This is a genomic window from Corynebacterium meridianum, from assembly GCF_016342265.1.
GTDB lineage: Bacteria > Actinomycetota > Actinomycetes > Mycobacteriales > Mycobacteriaceae > Corynebacterium > Corynebacterium meridianum.
In genome coordinates this window covers 59,664-80,359 of the sequence record NZ_JAEIOS010000012.1, presented here as the reverse complement: position 1 = coordinate 80,359, position 20,696 = coordinate 59,664, and the positions used below count along the sequence as shown (strand labels likewise).

General features: G+C 62.6%; 13 protein-coding genes and 1 pseudogene. 3 read left to right on the top strand and 11 right to left on the bottom strand.

Annotated features, from left to right (window positions below):
• The 5 genes from JDV75_RS06970 to JDV75_RS06950 all read right to left on the bottom strand — a co-directional run bounded on the left by JDV75_RS06970 (window position 1) and on the right by JDV75_RS06950 (window position 12,176).
• Window positions 1-2,808, bottom strand: coding sequence for a hypothetical protein (locus JDV75_RS06970; RefSeq protein WP_198738544.1), 2,808 nt, complete (start codon window positions 2,806-2,808; stop codon window positions 1-3).
• The gene (locus tag JDV75_RS06965; RefSeq protein ID WP_198738543.1) at window positions 2,808-6,425 is read right to left on the bottom strand and encodes a tubulin-like doman-containing protein; all 3,618 of its coding nucleotides are present in this window, start codon (window positions 6,423-6,425) and stop codon (window positions 2,808-2,810) included. Before JDV75_RS06965 ends, JDV75_RS06970 begins: the two co-directional genes overlap by 1 nt.
• A 54-nt stretch (window positions 6,426-6,479) precedes the next feature.
• Complete coding sequence (locus JDV75_RS06960; RefSeq protein ID WP_198738542.1) at window positions 6,480-9,350, bottom strand: vWA domain-containing protein; 2,871 nt, start codon at window positions 9,348-9,350, stop codon at window positions 6,480-6,482.
• 65 nt (window positions 9,351-9,415) lie between these two features.
• Window positions 9,416-9,775, bottom strand: coding sequence for a hypothetical protein (locus JDV75_RS06955; protein WP_198738541.1), 360 nt, complete (start codon window positions 9,773-9,775; stop codon window positions 9,416-9,418).
• Between the two features lie 790 nt (window positions 9,776-10,565).
• On the bottom strand, window positions 10,566-12,176 hold the full coding sequence (locus JDV75_RS06950) for an inorganic phosphate transporter (RefSeq protein WP_198738540.1): 1,611 nt from the start codon (window positions 12,174-12,176) through the stop codon (window positions 10,566-10,568).
• 195 nt (window positions 12,177-12,371) lie between these two features.
• Here JDV75_RS06950 and JDV75_RS06945 point away from each other — a divergent pair, with 195 nt between their 5' ends.
• Together JDV75_RS06945 and JDV75_RS06940 are read left to right on the top strand one after the other, a co-directional pair.
• Window positions 12,372-13,148, top strand: a complete 777-nt coding sequence (locus JDV75_RS06945) for a hypothetical protein (protein ID WP_198738539.1) — start codon at window positions 12,372-12,374, stop codon at window positions 13,146-13,148.
• Window positions 13,149-13,323: 175 nt separating this feature from the next.
• On the top strand, window positions 13,324-14,640 hold the full coding sequence (locus JDV75_RS06940; protein WP_198738538.1) for an O-acetylhomoserine/O-acetylserine sulfhydrylase: 1,317 nt from the start codon (window positions 13,324-13,326) through the stop codon (window positions 14,638-14,640).
• Between the two features lie 411 nt (window positions 14,641-15,051).
• Here the strand turns inward: JDV75_RS06940 and JDV75_RS11950 are convergent, their stop codons facing one another.
• Complete coding sequence (locus tag JDV75_RS11950; RefSeq protein WP_232958312.1) at window positions 15,052-15,198, bottom strand: hypothetical protein; 147 nt, start codon at window positions 15,196-15,198, stop codon at window positions 15,052-15,054.
• Window positions 15,199-15,211: 13 nt separating this feature from the next.
• Here JDV75_RS11950 and JDV75_RS11945 point away from each other — a divergent pair, with 13 nt between their 5' ends.
• The gene (locus tag JDV75_RS11945) at window positions 15,212-15,763 is read left to right on the top strand and encodes a hypothetical protein (protein WP_232958311.1); all 552 of its coding nucleotides are present in this window, start codon (window positions 15,212-15,214) and stop codon (window positions 15,761-15,763) included.
• A gap of 23 nt (window positions 15,764-15,786) precedes the next feature.
• Here JDV75_RS11945 and JDV75_RS12325 read toward each other — a convergent pair.
• The 5 genes and pseudogenes from JDV75_RS12325 to JDV75_RS06915 all read right to left on the bottom strand — a co-directional run.
• A pseudogene (locus tag JDV75_RS12325) lies at window positions 15,787-16,314 on the bottom strand (HtaA domain-containing protein); the annotation flags it as partial.
• Window positions 16,315-16,586: 272 nt separating this feature from the next.
• A complete protein-coding gene (locus JDV75_RS06930; protein ID WP_198738536.1) occupies window positions 16,587-17,585 on the bottom strand; it encodes an HtaA domain-containing protein in 999 nt (332 codons plus the stop codon).
• Between the two features lie 35 nt (window positions 17,586-17,620).
• Complete coding sequence (locus tag JDV75_RS06925; RefSeq protein ID WP_198738535.1) at window positions 17,621-18,442, bottom strand: heme ABC transporter ATP-binding protein; 822 nt, start codon at window positions 18,440-18,442, stop codon at window positions 17,621-17,623.
• Window position 18,443: 1 nt separating this feature from the next.
• Window positions 18,444-19,499: an iron chelate uptake ABC transporter family permease subunit gene (locus JDV75_RS06920; RefSeq protein WP_198738534.1), complete on the bottom strand. Its 1,056-nt coding sequence runs from the start codon at window positions 19,497-19,499 to the stop codon at window positions 18,444-18,446.
• 24 nt (window positions 19,500-19,523) lie between these two features.
• Complete coding sequence (locus JDV75_RS06915; RefSeq protein WP_418884387.1) at window positions 19,524-20,654, bottom strand: heme/hemin ABC transporter substrate-binding protein; 1,131 nt, start codon at window positions 20,652-20,654, stop codon at window positions 19,524-19,526.
• Window positions 20,655-20,696: the final 42 nt, after the last annotated feature.

Here is a 20,696-nt window from a genome sequence, read left to right as displayed (position 1 = left end):
CTACAGGTCCTTCGTCAGGTCACTGTCCAGGAAACTGAACTCATCTTCCGGCCCGTGAGGGCCGGAACTCGCCGGATCAACCGTCGGGAACGACCCCGGACCGAAGCCGGCATCCCCCGGACGGGCGGAGAAGTCGGGACCGAAATCCATCTCCGTCAGCCCGCGACCGGGTTCCTCCTGTTCTCCCGTCTCCCGGAGAACCAGGAAGCTCCGGTTCCCGGATCCGGAAAGCTGGACGAGTACCTGGCTGCTCCCGAGGCAATCCAGCGGCGAAGTACCGGACACGATGGTGCCGGATGCCACTCCGTGGAAGTTCGCCACCCGCCCCTGGTGGGTGATGAACGTACCGTTGAAACGGCCGCTGTCCTTCACCGCGGGGAAGTCCACGAGACGATCTTCCCCGAGGACCTTCCCGTCGGTCGTCGCCAGGGGCCTCAGTAGTTGTTGCCTGCGGGAATCTGTCTGAAGGGCGGTCGAGATGCGCTCCCAACGCCCGTGACTGCGATCAACACCGAAGAAGCTGGGGTCCGACATACGTCGGGACACGACATCGAGGAGGCTCCCTGATCCGCGGCCCGGCTGGGCGAGGAGAGCATCGGTGTTGACGTCGTTGTCTATCCGCCCCTCGCGCTCGTCGATCTCCGCGACGACCCGCTGTTCCGCTTTCTGGAAGCACTCGTCGAGCCAGCCGGTCTGATAGATACCGACGCGGTAGCGCTGCGCGACATCCTGGATGACGCTCTCATCTGGGCGGGCCTCGGCCAACAGCACCGAATCCGGCAGTTGTGTGGCGGGGCACACGGTGTCGACCGCGGCCGCCCGAACCGTACCGAAGGGGTACTGGACGACGGATCCGACCATATCGGACACGGCCAGGAACTGGTTGTAGGCCACCTCACAACGGCGGAGTCCGAGTTCACAGGCCTCGAGGTTCTTCTCGGCGGCCCTCAGGTCGCTCAGATACTGGTCACGGCGGTTGAGCAGGCGAATCTGTTCACCGGTGAGCGCAGCGATCTGAAGGGAGAAGAACAACAGCCACAACACGAACCAGCCACCGAAGTACCAGGACAGCGTCGATCCACTGGCAGAGTTCAGTGCGGTGATCCACAACGGTTCGAACTGCGTGTCGTCGCCACCGAAGATCTGGTTTCCGCCCCACCAGGTGAGCAGAAATCCGATGAGGGAGAGTATCGTCACCCATCCCAGCCACCGCATCGTCGAGGCGAACTTCGAGTGCTCCACGTCGGTGCGCCTCCGTGCCCGGAGCTCCGCGAGTCGCCGCTCCCGCTCCGCGTGCTCTCTCCGGAGGTCAGTTCCGGTTTCGAGAATCGACCGGCCGACGAGATTGGCGAAGCTGTCGGCGTGCTCGTCACGCCAGGTGTGGAAGCTGTTGATGATCTTCGGGATGTTCCGGCTCTGCCCGATGGTCGGATCACCCAGTGATTTCTGGAACCGCTCCGCCCCCGCGATGTCGTAGGGGGCGACCGATGACATGTTGATGCGGTTGAGCAGGTGGTGCGGCAGGTCACGTCCGAAGTGACACCCGGGGCCGGGGACCACGTCGTTCGCGGAGCGTGCCACCCGTGCCTCATCCGGGGCGGAGGGAACCTGCACGGCGACGGGCAACCGGGGTCGGGGGTCCTGTCCGATACTCCGTGGCTTGCCGTCGATCATCGTCAACGACATGTTGACGTACGTTCGCCACATGCCGCGCAGCTCCCGGGCGAGTTCCTCATCCCGGACGGCACCCGCCCTGGGACCGGATCCCCGGGAGACAGTCCCCGGGCCGCGGGGATCCCCGCCCACCTGGACGCGGCTGCCCGTCATACCGTAGAGCTTTTCCTGCAGTTTCAGTTCGGCGCTACGTTTGCCCTCTTCGGTCAACGTACTGAATACCCGTCCGGAGTGGCTGATGAAATTGACCGCGAACGTCTTCATGAACGTTCCGATCGCCTTCCCGATCGTGATCCTCTGGGTATCCTCCACCTTCGGATTGAATCTCGGTCCACGCAACTGGTCGCGGTAGTGGTGCATGAACTCGTCGGTGGCGTTCCTCGTGAACTTCTCCTTGTCCGGAGCGTAGTCCCCGTAGACGAGACGTCCCCCGACGGTTGACACCGGGCGCGGATTGGTCTCGGTGTCCAGTATCCCGAACTTGAGTTGCTGCTGCACCGCCTGGGCGTCGATACGACGGTAGTAGCTGCGGACGAGATGGAAGTTCCCGTCCCGGGAGTGCGGGAATCCGTGCGTCGGATTTCCCTCGATGCCGCACCATACCCCGAACACGCTGGTGACCCCTGCTGCGCAGTACAGCATGAAATCCTCCGAGGGACTGTCGACGTCGAAGGTCACGGCATTGTTGTTCGGCCCGAGTGAGTCCTCCGGCGCGAGCAGGAGATTGACGCAGTCCTCGAATACGGGGAGGTCATCACCCGTGCGCCCGCCGACGCGGGTGATCATGAGGTTGGTCCGCGTGATGCCTTCGTCGAGTCCGGCGTTGAAGAACGGATCGGTCATCCGACGGAACATCCGACGGTTGACTGTCCCGTCCTCCTCGTCCACGACGTTGACGCAACCGAAGCTGATCTTGTCGGGATGGAAACGCTGCAGAGCGTGCTGCAACGTCTCGCGTTCGAGGAATGGCGTTTCGTCGACGCCCATGGACGTGACCGTGGAGTGCTGGTCCTCGAACGTGTCGATGTCTATCCAGACAATGTCCTTGACCAGACCCAGCAACGCGAAATCCTCCAGGGTCTGGCGGACACCGTTGGCGAAGGTACCCCGGGAAATGAGAACCGTCAGTTCCATCACAGGTCATCGGCTCCATCGAGAAAATCTGCGGTCGGATTGTCGAAATCATTCTCCTGGGGCGCGGCACGGAAGGAACTGCCGAACAGGTCACTTTCCGGGGACTCCGGTTCGGGTGGACCCATCTTGTACGCCTCATCGAGCATGAGACTGATCTGCTTCGTCACCTCCGTGATGTCGTAGGCGATGTCACGCAGGAAGGGGAATCGCACAGCGTCACCACGTTTGCTGATGTCCCCCAGATTCTTGGCACCGTAGTTGATCCGCTGCCCCCGTGCGGCCAGATCACCGGGCATTATCTTGCGGGCGAACTCGAAGTTCCGACCTAGCCAGGCCTTCGCAGCCGCAACGCGCTCCTCAGGTGTGACATCCGGACCGGTTCCCTGGATCCGGTCCTCGGGCCGAACCGATGACGCGACGCCGGGCAGCGTGTTCGTGGTCTCATCCGGATAGAGTCCGTCGAAGATCCACCGGTTGAGCAGCCGCACACCCGACAGCACCCGGGCGCCCCGGGTCGGGGTGATCCCGTCGTCGTAGAGACCACGCATCACCGTGTACGGGCGCACCGATTCCATCAGGGGATAGCTACCGGCTCGCATCCACGCGAGGGTGGAGGATTCCAGCAACGCCGGGAGCCAGTCGATCTTGTGCCGGAACCTGCTCGGCGGAGTCAGCATCGGGGCCTCGAAGGCGATCCACTCCTGATTGGTTCCGTCGTAGACCTGAACCGGATTGTCGTCGTCCGTGTCGAGGGTGTTGGGGAACCCGATGCGACCGGTGAGTCGACCGATGTACCAACCACCGATCAACGCGTAACGTTCCGCATCCGACATCGGCATGGCACCCGTCATTGGACGGGCACGACGCCACTTCCAGAACGCCGGATCCTGACCGTGGGTCGAGTCCCACTGGGCACGGATCGGTTCCATGACGGAGTCGAACACGATCGGTGCGTAGTTCGGGTAGGAACCGAAGATGTCGATGGAGCGCTCGATACCCTGTGTCGAGAGATTCTCCCGCAGAGGTTCAGCCTTGTTCTCGGGCTTGTAGTGGTCGTAGCCACCCGCGACGTCGTTGAGTGCCTTCTCGAGGGCGGCATCGCCGGCGAGCGGGATCTTCGAGAAGTTGAAGTGGTAGCTCACGGACTCGCCGTAGAGGCGCTGCACGAGTTCGTTGTTCACCTGCGCGAGTGGCAGGGAGGCGGTCATCGTGCGCTTGAAACAGTCCGCCAGGCGCAGGATCCGCTCGTTGCGCTCCGCGTCGGTCTGCGCGTTGTAGATGTAGTCCCGCAGCGACACCGAGATGAACCGTTCGAAGGAGTAGTCGCGGCGGAGCACGTAGCTGCGTGCCCGCGACAGAACCTGCCTCGGACTGGCGTGCAGTTCCAGACGCGCCGGCTGGGGGTCCCGGTTGTCGTCTCCCGAGCCGGGGGTACGGACGAGTTCGCTGGGCACCCAGGGCTCGACGAGAACGAGGAGGTCGTTCGGTGCCTTGTCGGATCCCGCCGCGGAATCCCAGTCTCCCGCGACGATGGTGCGTGCCGCCTCCTGCAGTGCGGCGCTGTAGTCGACCGCGTCACGGACACAGGCGAGGACATCTCCCTGGAACTGCTGCGGGAACGAACCCACATCGGTGAGAAACACCTCGTTGGCGGCCTGGTAGAACCTCTCCGGCACGCGATCCATGGATTCATCCGGCCACAGGTTGGGTACGTCGGTCTTCACCTGTGCCGCGCCGAGATTGTCGTCCTTGGTGATCTTCATCGCGGCCTCGAGGTTGCGGTGCCCCGCACCGAGGATCTGCGCGAGCGGTACGAGGAAGGACCTGTCGAAGTCCTCCGCTATGGGGACCATGCGACGGGCGACGTTGATGATCGCACTGTGCCGCAGCCGCGGCACGCAGCTCTCGATGATGCGTTCCTCGAATCCCTGACCGTCCTGGATGCGGTTCTTGTTCCCCTGCAACTGACCGCGGAGCTCATCCGACACACGGAAGCCCGGGCTCGTGGCCGCGACAGCCCGCAGCGCATTGAGGGTGTTCTCCCTGAAGTCGTTGCGTAGCTTCTCCAGCAGAGCGGCGGCGTAGGGCACGCCGTACCGCGCAATCTCGGCCCGGAGGATGTCGAGGAACTTCTCCTGCAGGTCATCGGTCTGTGCCCAGTTCCAGAGTCCCTGATAGAGCAAGCCTCCGATATCGTTACCCACCTCCCCGTTGAGCTGGGCGACGGCACCGTCGATGTCGTGGATCCACTGATTTCCGGGGCGGCCGTTGGGAGCCGGTATCCGTTCGCGGAGTTTCCCGGCCATTCCCTGGGTCCAACGGTTCACCTCCGCGTTGAAACGCCAGTCGAGCCAGGCCGGGACCCGGCCGGACGGAGGCAGGAGACGACTGAGTTTGTCCTGGACAATGCCTGAACGCTTCTCGATGAGTTCGTTGATCTGGGTGTCGCCGTCCTCTGCGTTCGTCTCGTCCAGGTGCCCCTCGAGGAGACGCTGCACGGATTCGGAGGCGAGTCGCTGTGCGGCGTATTCTCCGTACCGGTCCCGACCCATCGACAGCTGCGCGTAGCCGAAGGAGGCCCAGGGGATGACATCCCGGTTGTTCACCCCCCAGCCGTATTCAGTCGATTTCATGGAGGTTCCGCCGGTGTTGGTGATGTTGTAGTTGATCAGCCCCTCCAGGGCCGACTGGTCCATCATGAGCGCAGCGAGGCCTCGCCCGAGCGCACGGTAGACGGTCCTCGGTTTTCCGTCTCCGAGCAGTGTGCCCTCGACGCCTGCTTTCACGCCGACGGGGAAAATGCGCTGCAGTGGCATCGGATTGTGGTTCGCGAGAGGGACACCGAGCGCCCGGAACAGGGTCGCGTCATCACGGAAGGCGGCCCCGAACTGCGCGGCTGTGAACTCCGCGAATACGGACAGGGCGTTCGGGTTGGTCCCAGGCCGGGCTGCGGGATCGAACGAGGAGAAGATGTCGGGTGTCACGGCGAACATCGCGATGCGCTGCGGTGGTATCAGATCCGCCAGAATCCGGCAGACGTCCAGCGCCATGGAGGCACCGGCCCCACCCGCCATCGAGGAGACGACGAATACGATCGGTTGATTCGGGGCATCCCCCTGGTGCAGCTTCTTGTGCAGCAGACTGACGTCGTTCGCGCGGGTCAGTTCATCGACCGCGCGCCCCAGCTGCTTCCGGATCTCCTGCGCCTTGGAGAGGAACAGCATGCGGCCGATCCGCCGGTACTGACCCGCTCCCGACGAGATGGCTACACTGACGTCGTCGGGTTCATCGACGAGCCACGACGACACGGTGCCGAGCTGTGCCTGATTTCCGATTGTGGCCGTGACCGTGGTGTCGATCGAGTTGTACTGTGCGTGCGCTCCACACGAGATGTAGGAACCGCCGGCCTGGGAGACGTTGGGCAGCTTGTTGATGGTCTCGCAGTCGAGGGGAACGTCGATGTTGATGAACTGCCAGCCCTTGGGCAGAGTCACCGACGCCGGGGTCGGGTAGTCGTCCGGGAGACGTTCCGCGAGCATGGACTTGAGCTGGTCCATCATGAATGCCAGGGTCTTTGCGCCCGAGCCGCCGCAACCGACGATGAGTGCCTTATGCATAGCGCGTTCCTAATCTGATTGTGTTTGTCTGGATCTCGAGAGGTTGACCGGTGATCAGGGGTGACGCCATTGTGTGGTGTCATCGTCGCCGTCCGGCGGGTCCTGTCTCCCCTGGTAGCTCCCGCCACCGAAATCGCCGGGGCCACCCGCTGTGGGGTTCTCCCCGAAGCCGCCGGGATAACCACCGAAACCGCCGAAGTCGCCGGTCTCCGGGTTCTCCCCGAACCCACCCTGGTAGCCACCGGAATCACCGAATGAAGGAGAAGCACCGAAACCGTCGGAGTCGCCGGTCTCCGGGTTCTCCGCGAACCCACCCTGGTAGCCACCGGAATCACCGAATGAAGGAGAAGCACCGAAACCACCGGACGCTTGCCCGAAGCGGTCCGGTGCGGTGGGAGCAGCGACCGGTACGACCCCCTCCACGTCGTCTCCTCCTCCGGTTACGAACTGTGCCGCAGCCTCCTCACGCTGTTGGTTGAGGAGGTCCACACGTTGCGGGACGTTGTTCGCGATGTTCTCGCAGAGGCTGTCCAGTTCCGCGGCGGAGGTGATCGGGAGACGGGGAAGGACGACCAGATCGTAGTGGCCGGGCTGATCGGGACGTGCGACGAGGAAGGAAGAACCTTGCACGGCCAGAGGCAGCTTCGCGCGGAGGTTCTTCTGGTCACCGTTAGTGTTGACTGACGGAGTCTGCTCGACCCGGACGTGAGCCGGCGCGATGGGATTGGGATGGAAGTGCTTGACCGTGAGTGTGTACGGGCCGGCGGTGACCGTCACACCGTCGTGGCCGGGCACCTGATTGCGGGACGCGTATCCGATGTCGATGCGCGGTGCGGGTTGCCCGTCATATGTGGGGTATCCACTGCTCGCGTCGACGTCTATGATGACCGCGGAGAACGGTGTGTCCGGGATCTTCGCCGTGAGTTTACGCACGAGATAGAGCAACCCGAGTGGGATGAGCAGCGCCAGCAGGAGAGCACCGATGAGCGCCGCGACGAATGTCGTCTTGTTCAGCGGGACGGTCACGTTTCCGCTGGCCGGTACGTGCACGATGGCCTCGTTCGTCCCGTCCAGCTTCGACACCTGGATGGGGATGGTGCCCTTGACCAGTCCGTCCTTCACTTCAGCAACGGTCAGGGTGACCGGAAGCTCCGCCGACTGCCCCTTGTCCAGGGTCAGCGCGTTGCCGACCCCGGTGTGGGCGCCACCGACCCGGATCTCCCCGAAGCCGTCCGGTGCAGAGACGGTGTCGACGACCGAAGCGTCGTCCACCCAGATTTTCCCAGGTCCGGTGACAGGAATATCGACGGTGACCGTGGGCTCGGTCATGGTGAAGGCCACGGTGTCGGAGATCTGCGGCATGTCGACCGGGGTCACAGACAATGCCTGCCTGACCGATACCGGCGCGAGTTTGGTTCCGGGGATGTCGCCGGTACCTCTGGTGGTGATCGAGAGCGTGGCGTCAATCACACCATTGGCGGGAATCTGCTCGATGGAGTCGATCGGTACATCCACCGGATTGCCGCCCGCGACATCGATGCTCCGGCCGAGGACGATGGGTTCCGTGGCGCCCCCCGGGGTGAATGAGACGTCGGCGACGGCACTACCGTCGAGCGCGTGTGGCCGACCGTCGGAGCCCACGACTGACAGGGTCAACGACTGATCCTCACGCACCGCGAGGGAGCCCCTGGAATCGGTGCCTCCTTCAGAGGATGCGAGACTGAGACGCAGATCAGGTTGAATCCGCACCGAGTTGAATACCCGGCCGTCACCCGATGCCCCCGTGAAGCGCAGTTTCCATGCGCCGGCCCAGTCGCCGCCGGTCCGGCGCATCTCACCGACAGCTTCCTGTACCGGCGTGGTCGAGGCATTCCAGGACACCTCCGCACCGGAGAGGGCACCGGAGTTGACGTCGTCGAGGACGAGTTCCTCTCCACCGGGACTGACCAGGGTGAGCTGCGCCCCCTCCCCGAGATCGTCGAGCCCGATGCCGACGAAGCGTACGGAATCGATGGAGTTGTCCAGGACGAAGGTGAAATCCTCCCTGACCCCGGTCACCGCGCTGAGATCGCCGCCGGTCGACAGCGCGCGGTGGAACGCCGCGAACAGCGATCCCACGCTGTCCGCGGGGAAGAACGCACCCCGTCCGGGTAACGAACCGCAGTCACCACCGGCGGTCATCGCCCGCAGAAGACTGAAGTCGGAGCGGTTGTCCGGCGTGTCGAGACCTATCCCTACGTGGGAGATACCGGCCTTCCGCAGCCTGTCCGCGATCCCGTCGGGGGCGCAGAGCTGTTGCCTGGCCCGGACATCCGCTGTGGCGGACCCTTCGGCCGTGAGTGCGCCGTCGGTGAATGTGACCAGCAGTTTACAACTGTCCGGGGATCCCGAGCGGGAGAAGTCGGTGTAGGCACCATCGATCGCATTGGCATAGTTCGTGTACTGCTCGCCGGTACGGTCGCGGGCCCCGTCGATGATCCCGGTGACGTCACCGATGCTCGTCGCGGTCAGGGGCATCCAGGTACCGTAGATATCGGCGTTTTCCGGTGTTGCGTTGTAGTTCTGACCGAAGCCGGCGATTCGGATGTTCGTGGTGAAGCCCTGGTCCTGCTGACGCTCCAGCAACTGCTCGACGAAGGAACGGGCCGCGGGGATGCGGTTGTGCGCGGCATCCGCACCCGGTCGATCGGGGCTGATGGTCCCGTCCTTGACCTCGTGAATGAGAGACTCTGTCTCATCCATGAGCAGGAGCACGTCGAGCGAGCCTCTGGATGAGACGCAGGCCCCCAGCTCAGTCAGCGAATCAGTCTGTGCTCCGGCTGCCGGCGTCTGGGCCGCAGCACCGACAGCACCGACGTACAGAATGCACGCCGCTACGGAGCCAACAGCTGCGACCCGGCGTGCGCTTCGACGGTTCTGGTTCATGTGGATGCGTGATCCTCCGGAGGTAGGTGCAACGGATTCTCGACGGGGACGGATACCTGGGGACATCACAGCTTGCCCACCCAGAGACCGATTTCCACGGCCGACCACACGACAGCGATGAAAAGAAGTGCCACGGTCGCGAAATACATGGCCTGCTTCCAACTGACGATCTGATAGAAACCGAGCGCACGGCGCTTGGTGTCGGCCGTGAAATAGAAGGACATCGCGGTGATTCCGACGACACCCGCCGCGGCCCATGCCACGAGGGACATCAAGCGATAGGGGGAATCGGTTGGCCCAACGGAACTGAAGGTGATGAAGCCGGAGAGAAAGAGACTGATGACCGCGAGAACGAGGCTCGGGACGAGGTTCACCACGGGAGCCGAATTATCGGCGATGGCGCTCGACGGCCCAGCGACAGGCACCGGATTGCTCTCATCGAAGTCGGAGCTACCCGGCACTCCGTAGCCGGAATGGGAACTTCCGTCCCCGTAACCCGATCCATACGGAGGCACCGAACCGCTGTAGTCCCGCGGTTGAGACTCAGCGCCCCAACTCGGGGGACCTGATTCTCCCGGAAAATACTGTCCACCATCGGAGCCCCGACCGAATTCGGGCGTGTAGCCATAGGGGGGCTGTTTTCCGCTCATCGGTGCATCCTTCAGCTTCTGCTCGGGCGCATGAAAGCGCGGTACTTAGCTGTCCGCCTTTGACAGCCCGGGAAGTCACCGCAGTCTATGAACCAAGCGGCTTTCCCCGCACTATTTTCTACAGACAGATATATGAATATCTTATTCGCCCTGTAGCGGCGGTGCACCAGGTTCTCAATCATGGGGGTATGTGCCGCTCAATTTCATAACCGAAATAGTTGCACCAACGACACCCAGGACCGTTCCACCTGCGCAAACCACATGGAAAAGAGGAACTTACCGAGGGGTACCCGAAAACAGTTTCTCCACCCTCTCCTGTTGCAAGCTGCGCCCGCATAAATCGTCGATCCACCAACACCACAGAATCCTGCCGGCTGTCCGACGACATGCATACGCCGCCAGAATGCCGAACCACCGGCACAGGCCGGAACCGTATCTGGACCGTCACCGATTCGGTTGGCCACGAGAGGTCAAAACTCCCACACGGACACGAGGGCACCATGTCGACGGAAACGGGCGGGGTTGGTCCACCTGGTGGACCAACCCCGCCCGTTGAAAACAGTCTCTAGCCGAATACCAACGGCAGGACGAGAACCGTCCCGGACGCGACGAGCGCGGCACAGGGAAGGGTGATCACCCAGGCGAGGGCGATGGGCTTCATGAGGCCCCAGTTGGCGGCCTTGTTGACCACACCGACTCCGAGGACCGCGCCGATGAGGATGTGGGTGGAGGACACCGGCAGCCCCAGCACAGACGCCCCCATGACGACGCCGGCTGCCGCGAGCTCCGCGGAGAATCCGGATGCCGGGTGCATCTTCGTCAGATCCGAACCGACGGTCTTGATCACGTAGCGTCCGATGAACCACAGACCCGCGATCAGCGCAATACCGAGTGCGAGCATCGCCTGCGCCGGGACCGCGGCCTTCGGGTTGATCGCCTCCGTCTTCAGGACGTCGAGCACCGCCGCGAAGGGGCCGATGGCGTTCGCGATGTCATTGGAGCCGTGGGAGAAGGCGAACGCGGAGGCGGTGAATACCTGCATCCAGGAGAACAGCAGGAACGTCGATCGCGAAAGGTTCGTCTTCTGGAGCGTCTTCGCGAAGATGAACACCGCCATCCAAACAGCGGCGGCGATCATTCCGAGAATGAGGTAGTTTCCGACGGCCGACACTCCGAGGTGCAGGTTCTTCAGCCCCTTGAAGAGCAGCATCGACCCGATGACCAGCGACCCGAGTGCGGCCAGAACAGGCACCCAGGTGACCAGCGCCTTGTGCGCCTCGACGTCGTCAGCCTGCGAGTTGATGCGGTGCAGCTCGCGGTAGTACTCGGATTCGAGTTCATCCGGATCGTATTCACCCTGATCCACGAGAACGGAGTCGCGGACCATGGCATTGGTGTAGGAGATCTGCTTCAGCTCGCCCAGGCGCTGGAATGCGGACTTGTGTTCCTCACGCAGTTCGGCGCGTTCCTTCTTGATCTTCCGGAGCTGTTCGTCGGCACGCTCGTTGTAGGAGAGGATGTGTCGTTTGACGAGCCAGAAAAGGCTGTAGGCGACGATGCCGCCGAGCAGCGGGGACAGCACCCAGGACAGCGCGATGAGTCCGATCTGCGACCACTGGACCATCTCCCAGCCGCCGGTCCCGGTGGTGAAGCCGAGCGTGAGGGAGGCGCCGACGATACCGCCGATGATGGAGTGCGTCGTGGACACCGGCCACCCCATCCGGGTGGCGATGAGCAGCCAGATCGCGGCGCCGAGCAGCGCGGACATCATGATCCACACGAACTGCATCGGCTGCAGGTCGATTCCCTCCAGGTTGACGATGCCCTTTCGCACGGTATCGGTGACCTCCCCACCGGCGATGACTGCACCGCCAACCTCGAATACCGCCGCGACGATGAGGGCTTGCTTGATGGTCAGCGTGCCCGCGCCGACCGACGTACCGAAAGAGTTGGCGACATCGTTGCCGCCGATGTTGAACGCCATGAACATGGCGAACACGATCGTCGTGAAGAGAACCATCTTGTTCGCACCGTCACCGACATAACCGTGGGACCACAGGGTGAAGCTGACCAGAGCGATGGCGAGCATTGATCCGAAACAGAGATGCCACCACTTGTCCGTCCGGGTATCGGTCTCAACGACCTTCTGGACGGCTTCTAACGTGCCTGTCGACATATGGATGTTCTCTTTCGTTTTCACTTGGCTGGATGAGGAGTGCCAGGCAGACGTTAGAGAGCGCTCGTGAACAAACGGTGAACAGCCCCGATACCTTGGGTGTCCCGGTGACGAATAGTTGGACGTTCCGCACGGACCTCGCCCTCCCGTCTCCAGAGCCATCATGGGACGGACCGATTGAAGGATAATGGACCCATGTCCGCACATTTCCCCTCCCCTGTCACCACCCCGTCGCCTCGTCTCCGCCTCCGCTATTCAGGAATCGCCGCGACTGTGATGTGCACACTCGCGTTGTGCGGACCGATGACACCGGCGGCGACAGCCTACACGGTCACCGCTGACACAGACCGGATGGTCTGCCGCATCGACCCGGAGGAACCGGGGTCGGATGTCGTCCAGTTCTGGACCTCATTGGAGGATGACGCCCGGAATCAGAGACTGAATGAACTGGACGAGGCGGACCCGGGGCTCAGAGACGCGATCGAAGCGTACGACTCCGACGCAACAGGTCCGGACACCCCGAGCCCCACGGATCTCCAGCACCGAATCGGCGAGGCCGGCGGAACCGAAGGACTCGGAATGCTGACCACACTCACCGCCGAGGATGCGGGTGTCCTCAGCGAGTCCGCCAACCAAAAGACCGAGTACACCGAACAGGAAGCACGTGAGGCCGCAGCCGCCATCGGCACCGACCCGGGGGCGAAGGTCGCAAAGGCGTTGTGGGAGCAGGCGGCTGTGGGTCCGCGTCTCGACACGATCAAGGCGGAGCTATTCATGTCGAGGACGGCGACCTACAACCGCACCCAGGAGCACCTGCGGGAGAGTCTGGTGAACTGCGCGGATGAGCTGAATTCCGCCGAGCCGCTCCCCAGCTGGATCTGGATCCTCGGCGGTGCCGTGGTTGCTGCCCTCCTCGCGGTCGTTGCCACCGCGATCCGGAACTCCCGTAAGCCGAACAAGCACGCCGCATAGCCCCGACACCTCGGCCACCCCCGAATGAGAACCGAGCTGTCTATTTTTTTCAAAGTCTTGGCCTGCACTTTTTCGATTTAATAGACAGAGCTGTTTACTTTTTTTCCTGTTCTCCACTACGGTGATCTCCAGCGCAAACGAACGCAACCGACACCGAAGAAGGACACTGATCACCATGACCCAGTACGACAACAGCATCGCAGATTCCTGGGGTTTCGAGACCCGTTCCGTGCATGCGGGGCAGCCGGTCGACTCGGAGACCGGCGCCCGGAACCTGCCGATCTACCAGACCTCCTCCTACGTCTTCCGTTCCGCGGAACACGCCAAGCAGCGTTTCGCGCTCGAGGACCTGGGTCCGGTCTACACCCGACTCACCAACCCCACAGTCGAGGCCGTTGAAAATCGGCTGAATTCACTGGAGGGCGGTCTGCACGCGGTTCTTTTCGCCTCCGGCCAGGCTGCAGAGACTGCGGCCATCCTCAACATCGCACGCTCCGGCTCACACATCGTGGCTTCTCCCCGACTCTATGGCGGCACTCTGACACTGCTGAGCGTCACCCTTCCGCGCCTCGGCATCGAGACCACCTTCGTTGAGGATCCCGACGATCCAGCCTCCTGGCGGGCAGCCGTCCGGGACAACACCGTGGCCTTCTACGGAGAGACCTTCGCCAATCCCCAGGCTGATGTCCTGGACATCCCGGCCATCGCGGAGGTCGCCCACGACAACCAGGTCCCGCTGATCATCGACAACACCCTCGCAACGGCCGCTCTCGTCCGCCCGCTGGATCTCGGAGCCGACATCGTCGTCGCATCCACCACGAAGTTCTACACCGGAAATGGCTCCGCCCTCGGCGGAATCCTGGTGGACGGCGGCAAATTCGACTGGACGGTCGAGCGCAATGGCGAGCCGGTGTTCCCCGATTTCGTCACCCCCGACCCCGCCTACCACGGACTGAAGTACGCCGATCTGGGCGCAGCGGCATTCGGACTCAAGGCACGGGTCGGCCTGCTCCGCGACACGGGTGCAGCACCCTCGCCGTTCAACGCATGGGTCACAGCCCAGGGACTGGATACCCTGTCACTGCGAGTGGAACGCCACAACGAGAACGCCGCGAAGGTTGCTGAATTCCTCGCCGCCAACGACAAGGTCGCCACCGTCAACTACGCCGGACTCCCGGATTCTCCGTGGAACAAGGTCAAGGAGAAGTTGGGGCTCAAGTACACCGGTGCCGTCCTCTCCTTCACCATCAACGGTGGCCGCGAGGAAGCCTGGGCGTTCATAGATGCCCTGAAGCTCCACTCCAACGTGGCTAACGTCGGTGATGTTCGTTCACTCGTCGTCCACCCGGCATCGACCACCCACTCACAGTCCGATGAGGCGGAACTGCTCCGCGCCGGTATCACCGAAGGTACGATCCGGCTGTCGGTCGGTATCGAAAACATCGACGACATCATCGCGGACCTGAAGCGCGGGTTCGAAGCGATCAACTGACAACCGGGTTCAATCCGAACCACAGCATAGCTCCACCTCGCCGATTCGGCTGAGGTGGAGCTATGCTTTTGGCGGAGCCGGTCGCACCGGCGCTACGGAAGGAGCACGGCGCAGTGCATGTCACTTTTTGCAGCGGTTGCGAGAAGCAGGGGATCACCCGCTCCTCCTACCGGCGCGTGGAACACCGTTCTCCGGCAGATCTACAGACGGAACCAGGACCTACAGGGTCCCTCTCGGCCGGCGTTCGACTTGCAGTGGAATCGACGCACTCTTGAGTATCGGCGTCCCCGATCATATGAATGCACATGATCGGGGACTCTGAAGATCGGTGAATGATGGAAGAAGCGGCCCTTGGTGTACCAGGGGCCGCTTCTACGCCGTTATCCGCGCAGTGGAGTTTTCGTCACGGATCTACCGGTGCAACATCGTCACATTGACGAAGTGAGCGATACCCGCAATGATCGCGATCGCGGACCCGATACCTAGGGCTGCGATGACACCGTTGCTGTTGAACAACCTGTTGAGCAAGTTCCTCAGATTGTCCAGAACGCGATTCACGGAATCACCGTTGATGTTGTTGACGTTGTTGGAGGAACCGGGCTTCTCCGTCGTGGTCGGTGCGGCAGTCGTGGTCGGTGCAGCCGTCGTGGTCGGTGCGGCAGTCGTGGTCGGTGCAGCCGTCGTGGTCGGTGCGGCAGTCGTGGTCGGTGCGGCAGTCGTGGTCGGTGCAGCCGTCGTGGTCGGTGCGATAGTCGTACTCGGTGCAGCCGTCGTGCTCGGTGCAGCCGTCGTGGTCGGTGCAGCCGTCGTGGTCGGAGCAGCCGTCGTGCTCGGGGCAGCCGTCGTGGTCGGCGCGACCGTGGTGCTCGGTGCAGCCGTCGTGGTCGGAGCAGCCGTCGTGCTCGGGGCAGCCGTCGTGGTCGGTGCGGCAGTCGTGGTCGGTGCAGCCGTCGTGCTCGGGGCAGCCGTCGTGGTCGGTGCGGCAGTCGTGGTCGGTGCAGCCGTCGTGGTCGGTGCGGCAGTCGTGCTCGGCGCGACCGTGGTGCTCGGCTCCGGCGACTCACACTTCTCAACCAACGTCGCCGCAACACTCACCGGCGCCAGCTCCTGGCCCTCCGGATAGAACTGGGCGAAAAGCTCAGTAGCCCCCACCTCAGTCAACTTCACATCAGCACCAGAAAGATCAACAGCACCGGCAACCAGATTCGGCGCAGAATCCCACGTCACATCCGCGATAACCACATCGTCACCGGTGTAGGGCGGAAGGCCGCCCGGATTGGGGTACCGCGCCGAGGAAAAGTCCACGATGATCTGACCCGACGTACCATCAACCGCGATCTTCGCATCCGAAATGGTCTGATCAAGCTCCCACTCATCACCCTTCTTGTGACCGTGAATATCGATCGTGCCCTTCAGCCCGAACACACCCTTCGACGCGGACTCAACCGAGGAACGCTCCGGATCAACCTCGAACTCGAACGGACCCGTCTTCGGGTTATCGATGGTCACACCGTCAGAAACAATGACCTCACCCAAAGTGATCGGCAACGTCAAATAATTCAGGTAACTCTTCTTGATCGACCACTCGGCCTTACCATCACCAACAGACGTCACACACTTCGGAGCTTCATCCTCCGCAAACGCAGTAGGTACCAGGACTGAGCCAGCGACCATGGTCAGGGTGAATATGCCGGCGGTGTAACGAACAGTGTTTTTCAAACCAAGCTCCTAGAATGATGTTTCGACCAAGTAGGCCAAATTAATTGAGGCTAGGCTCAACCTACTAAGGTTAGGCAATATAGTCAACGCTCAGGTGGCTATTCCACTGGTTCGAGATGCGCCTAATTCAATTAAACACGCTGTTCGAGACAACAATGCAGAGCCTGGGACCCGACTGCGGATGAGGGATGCGGGGGTGCATCGCCATCTTCACGCTGCACCAGTCGTTATCTTTTGAAGAGCAATGCGAGATGCTGAAGCACGACACCGAAGATCGCTCCTGCACCAAGCATCACGAAAATGCTCATGATTCCGTTGATGGGGCTGGTCATCAGTGTCTTGATGAGCTCTGGTCCGATAGTGGATCCCTGCACGCTCTCGTCGTCGTCTGGAGCGGCCGTCGTGGTCGGAGCGGCCGTCGTGGTCGGTGCAGCCGTCGTGGTCGGAGCAGCCGTCGTGCTCGGGGCAGCCGTCGTGGTCGGCGCGACCGTGGTGCTCGGAGCAGCCGTCGTGCTCGGTGCGGCAGTCGTGCTCGGCGCGACCGTGGTGCTCGGCTCCGGCGACTCACACTTCTCAACCAACGTCGCCGCAACACTCACCGGCGCCAGCTCCTGGCCCTCCGGATAGAACTGGGCGAAAAGCTCAGTAGCCCCCACCTCAGTCAACTTCACATCAGCACCAGAAAGATCAACAGCACCGGCAACCAGATTCGGCGCAGAATCCCACGTCACATCCGCGATAACCACATCGTCACCGGTGTAGGGCGGAAGGCCGCCCGGATTGGGGTACCGCGCCGAGGAAAAGTCCACGATGATCTGACCCGACGTACCATCAACCGCGATCTTCGCATCCGAAATGGTCTGATCAAGCTCCCACTCATCACCCTTCTTGTGACCGTGAATATCGATCGTGCCCTTCAGCCCGAACACACCCTTCGACGCGGACTCAACCGAGGAACGCTCCGGATCAACCTCGAACTCGAACGGACCCGTCTTCGGGTTATCGATGGTCACACCGTCAGAAACAATGACCTCACCCAAAGTGATCGGCAACGTCAAATAATTCAGGTAACTCTTCTTGATCGACCACTCGGCCTTACCATCACCAACAGACGTCACACACTTCGGAGCTTCATCCTCCGCAAACGCAGTAGGGGCGGTGAGTCCCGCAGCGAGTAATGCCGTGCCTGCGATGAGAGATACGGATGTCTTTGTGGTGTTGTTCATTATTCTCCTTGTGAGATGATGGTTTATGAAGTTGATCAGGTGTGTATGAGGGCGAAAAGCTCACCGGCCGCAGAGCTGGTTTTCTTGCCCATTCCCCGTTCCGGGACGACCTGGAACTGTCCGGGATGGGGGCGGAGAACCTCGATGGGCCAGTCGTAGACCTCACTGAGGATCTCTTCCGTGTAGACATCTTCGACAGTTCCCTGGGCTGCGACGCCGCCTTTGGCGAGACAGGCAATGCGGTCACAGTAGGCGCCGGCCGCATTGAGATCGTGCAGGACGACAACCACAGCGGCACCGGCACGGGCCATTCCCCGTGCGAGTCCAAGCGCCTGTTCCTGGTGTCCGATGTCGAGCGCCGCCGTCGGCTCGTCGAGCAGAACGACAGGGGTCTGCTGGGCGAGGACACGGGAAAGCGCCACCCGGGCGCGCTCCCCGCCCGACAACGTCATGATGTCCCGCTCTGCGAGATGATCGACCTCCGTCGCCTTCAACGCCGCATCGATCAGTGCTTCATCGTTCTTCGCCCGCTTCGTGCGGGCCCAGGGCCGACGTCCCATGGCTACTACATCGCGGACGAGGAAGGCGAAGGACACGGAGACGTCCTGCAGCATGACCGAACGGGTCCTCGCAAGTTCCAGGGGCGTTGCTGTGGTGGGGTCAAGGCCATTGATCGAGATACTGCCGCTGCGCAGGGGAATGTCTCCGCTGATAGCCGAGAGGAGCGTCGACTTTCCGGCACCGTTGGGACCGATGAGACCGAGGACTTCCCCGGCGTTGGCGGTGATTGAGACGTCCCGCAGTAGGACCCGTTCGCCGAAGGCTATGCTCACGTCGCGTGTTTCGAGGATGCTCACGTCACGCCCTCCCCCGCCGCATCATGCGGCGCAGCAGAATGAAGAATGTGGGACCACCGACGATCGCGGTGAAGATACCGATGGGTAGATCCGCGAAGGCGATGAGCGTTCGGGCTGCGATGTCCGACAGCCCGATGAGCACTGCCCCCGCGAGAGCGGATGCCGGCATCAGAATCTTGTTGGACGGTCCGGTAATCCCTCTCAGAAGGTGCGGGATGATCAGACCGACGAATCCGATGAGTCCCGCGTAAGCGACCGCTCCCGCGGTCAGCAACGTCGATGCGCCGATCGCGGTGATTCGGACAGTCTGCACGTTGACACCGATATGCCCCGCGGCCTTGTCCCCGAGGGCGAGAATGTCGAGGGCGCTCCCGAGAAGCAGGGATATGATCACCCCGACGACGATGATCGGCAGTACAACCGTGACGTACTTCCACTGGGCACCGTTCAGGGATCCCATCTGCCAGAAGATGATCTGCTCCCGGGAGGTGGCGGGCGCTATGTAGACCAGGAGTGAGATGGCGGCACCGCACACCGCGTTGACCGCGATGCCCGTCAGGATCAGGTTGAGGACGTGGACCTGTCCGTCGTGTCTCGCGAGCTGGTAGACGACCACCGTGGTGATGACGGCCGTCACGAATGCCGCCGCCGGAACCGTGGACGTGCCCAACCAGTTCCAGTTGAAGACAATCACGACCGCTGCGCCGACCCCGGCACCTGAGGTGACGCCGATGACGCTCGGTTCCGCGAGCGGGTTCGCGAACACAGCCTGCATCAGCGCGCCGGCCACCCCGAGGGCGGCGCCGACGATGATGCCGAGCACCAGCCGGGGCAACCGGATGTTCCACAGGACGGACTGTTGGATCGAATCCTGCCCGGGCCCGGCCAGGAGAAGTCCCGGGAGTTCAGAGGCGTCCAGCGTGTACTGCCCGACGACAACCGAGAAAATCGTCGTACCGATGAGCAGCAGCACGAGGACGATGAAGAGAATGATCCGGTTGCGCCGCCTGGCCTGGAAGGCATTCCGGTCACGTATTGACTCCGGTTGCTCCCGCACGGGTGCGGTTGTCGACGCCGCCACCTACTTTTTCTCCGGGGCGTAGAGCTCGATGGCGAGACGTTCGAGGAGATCGCCGGTCTGTGGTCCGAAAGCGAGCGCCTGGCCATCCGGAACCGTGACTATCCGGCGGTTCTGTCCGGCGATGGTCTGGGCGACACCGGGACGCTCCAGCAGACCGTCTACTCCGTTGGTGGACTCCAGCCCCTTCTCCATCATGATGAATACATCGGGATTGAGTTTGGCCAGGGACTCGGCATTGGCCGGAGACGCGGTACGGATGCCGTTCTCCGTGGCGACGTCGATGCCGCCGACGCCCTTGATCAGCTCGTTCACACCGTCTTCTTCTCCGAGGATGAAGAAGACACCACCGGTACCTCGTGCATAGAGAAACGCCATGCGCAGCGGGTCTTCCGGGGTTATGGTTCGGATGTCCGCCACGGCCTGCTCGTACTGCTTGACGGAGCGCTCGGCGAGCACCTCCGCGTCGTCGGGCAGTCCGACGACGCTGCCGAGAGTGTTTATGTCCTCGCTGATTCCGTCGACGGTGTGGAGTGGCTCCATGACGACCACCGGAACACCGACGTCACGGATCTGGTCGATGGCCTCGCGCGGTCCGATCGAGTGATCGACGATGACCAGACTGGGATTGAGTTCGAGTACGGCTTCGACGTTGATGTTGTGGCCGCCCTGGGTCACCACCGGGAGATTGGCGAGGGAGGGTTCGTCGGAGCTGACGGTCCGCCCGATGATCGAATCTCGCATCCCCAGGCCGATGAGGGTCTTCGTATAGGCACCGTAGAGATCGAGCGCGAGAATCCGGGAGACATCGTCCACCACCACGTCGTACCCGTCAGCATCAGTCAGTTCGACCGGCAGCTGGGGCTGGGGATCGTCCGTGACCGGAACGGGTTCCCCGACCCCGGTGACTGCGCTGACGCCGGTGATTGTGCGCGGATCCGGGAGATCCGCCGGATCGGGCAATTCGGGCAGCTCGGCGCTGACCGCGGGTGCGGCGGACGCCCGCTCCGGTGCTGCATCACCGTCGGAGCCGGAACAACCGGCCAGCACGGAGGCCGTGCACGCCAGTGAGATAACTGTCGCGAACGCCTTTCGGGTGAGCCGTGATCGGAGATTGTGGCGGTTGTTCGACAACGTTGAGGACCTTTCGCGGGGAGAGTTTGAGTCAGTGGGAGC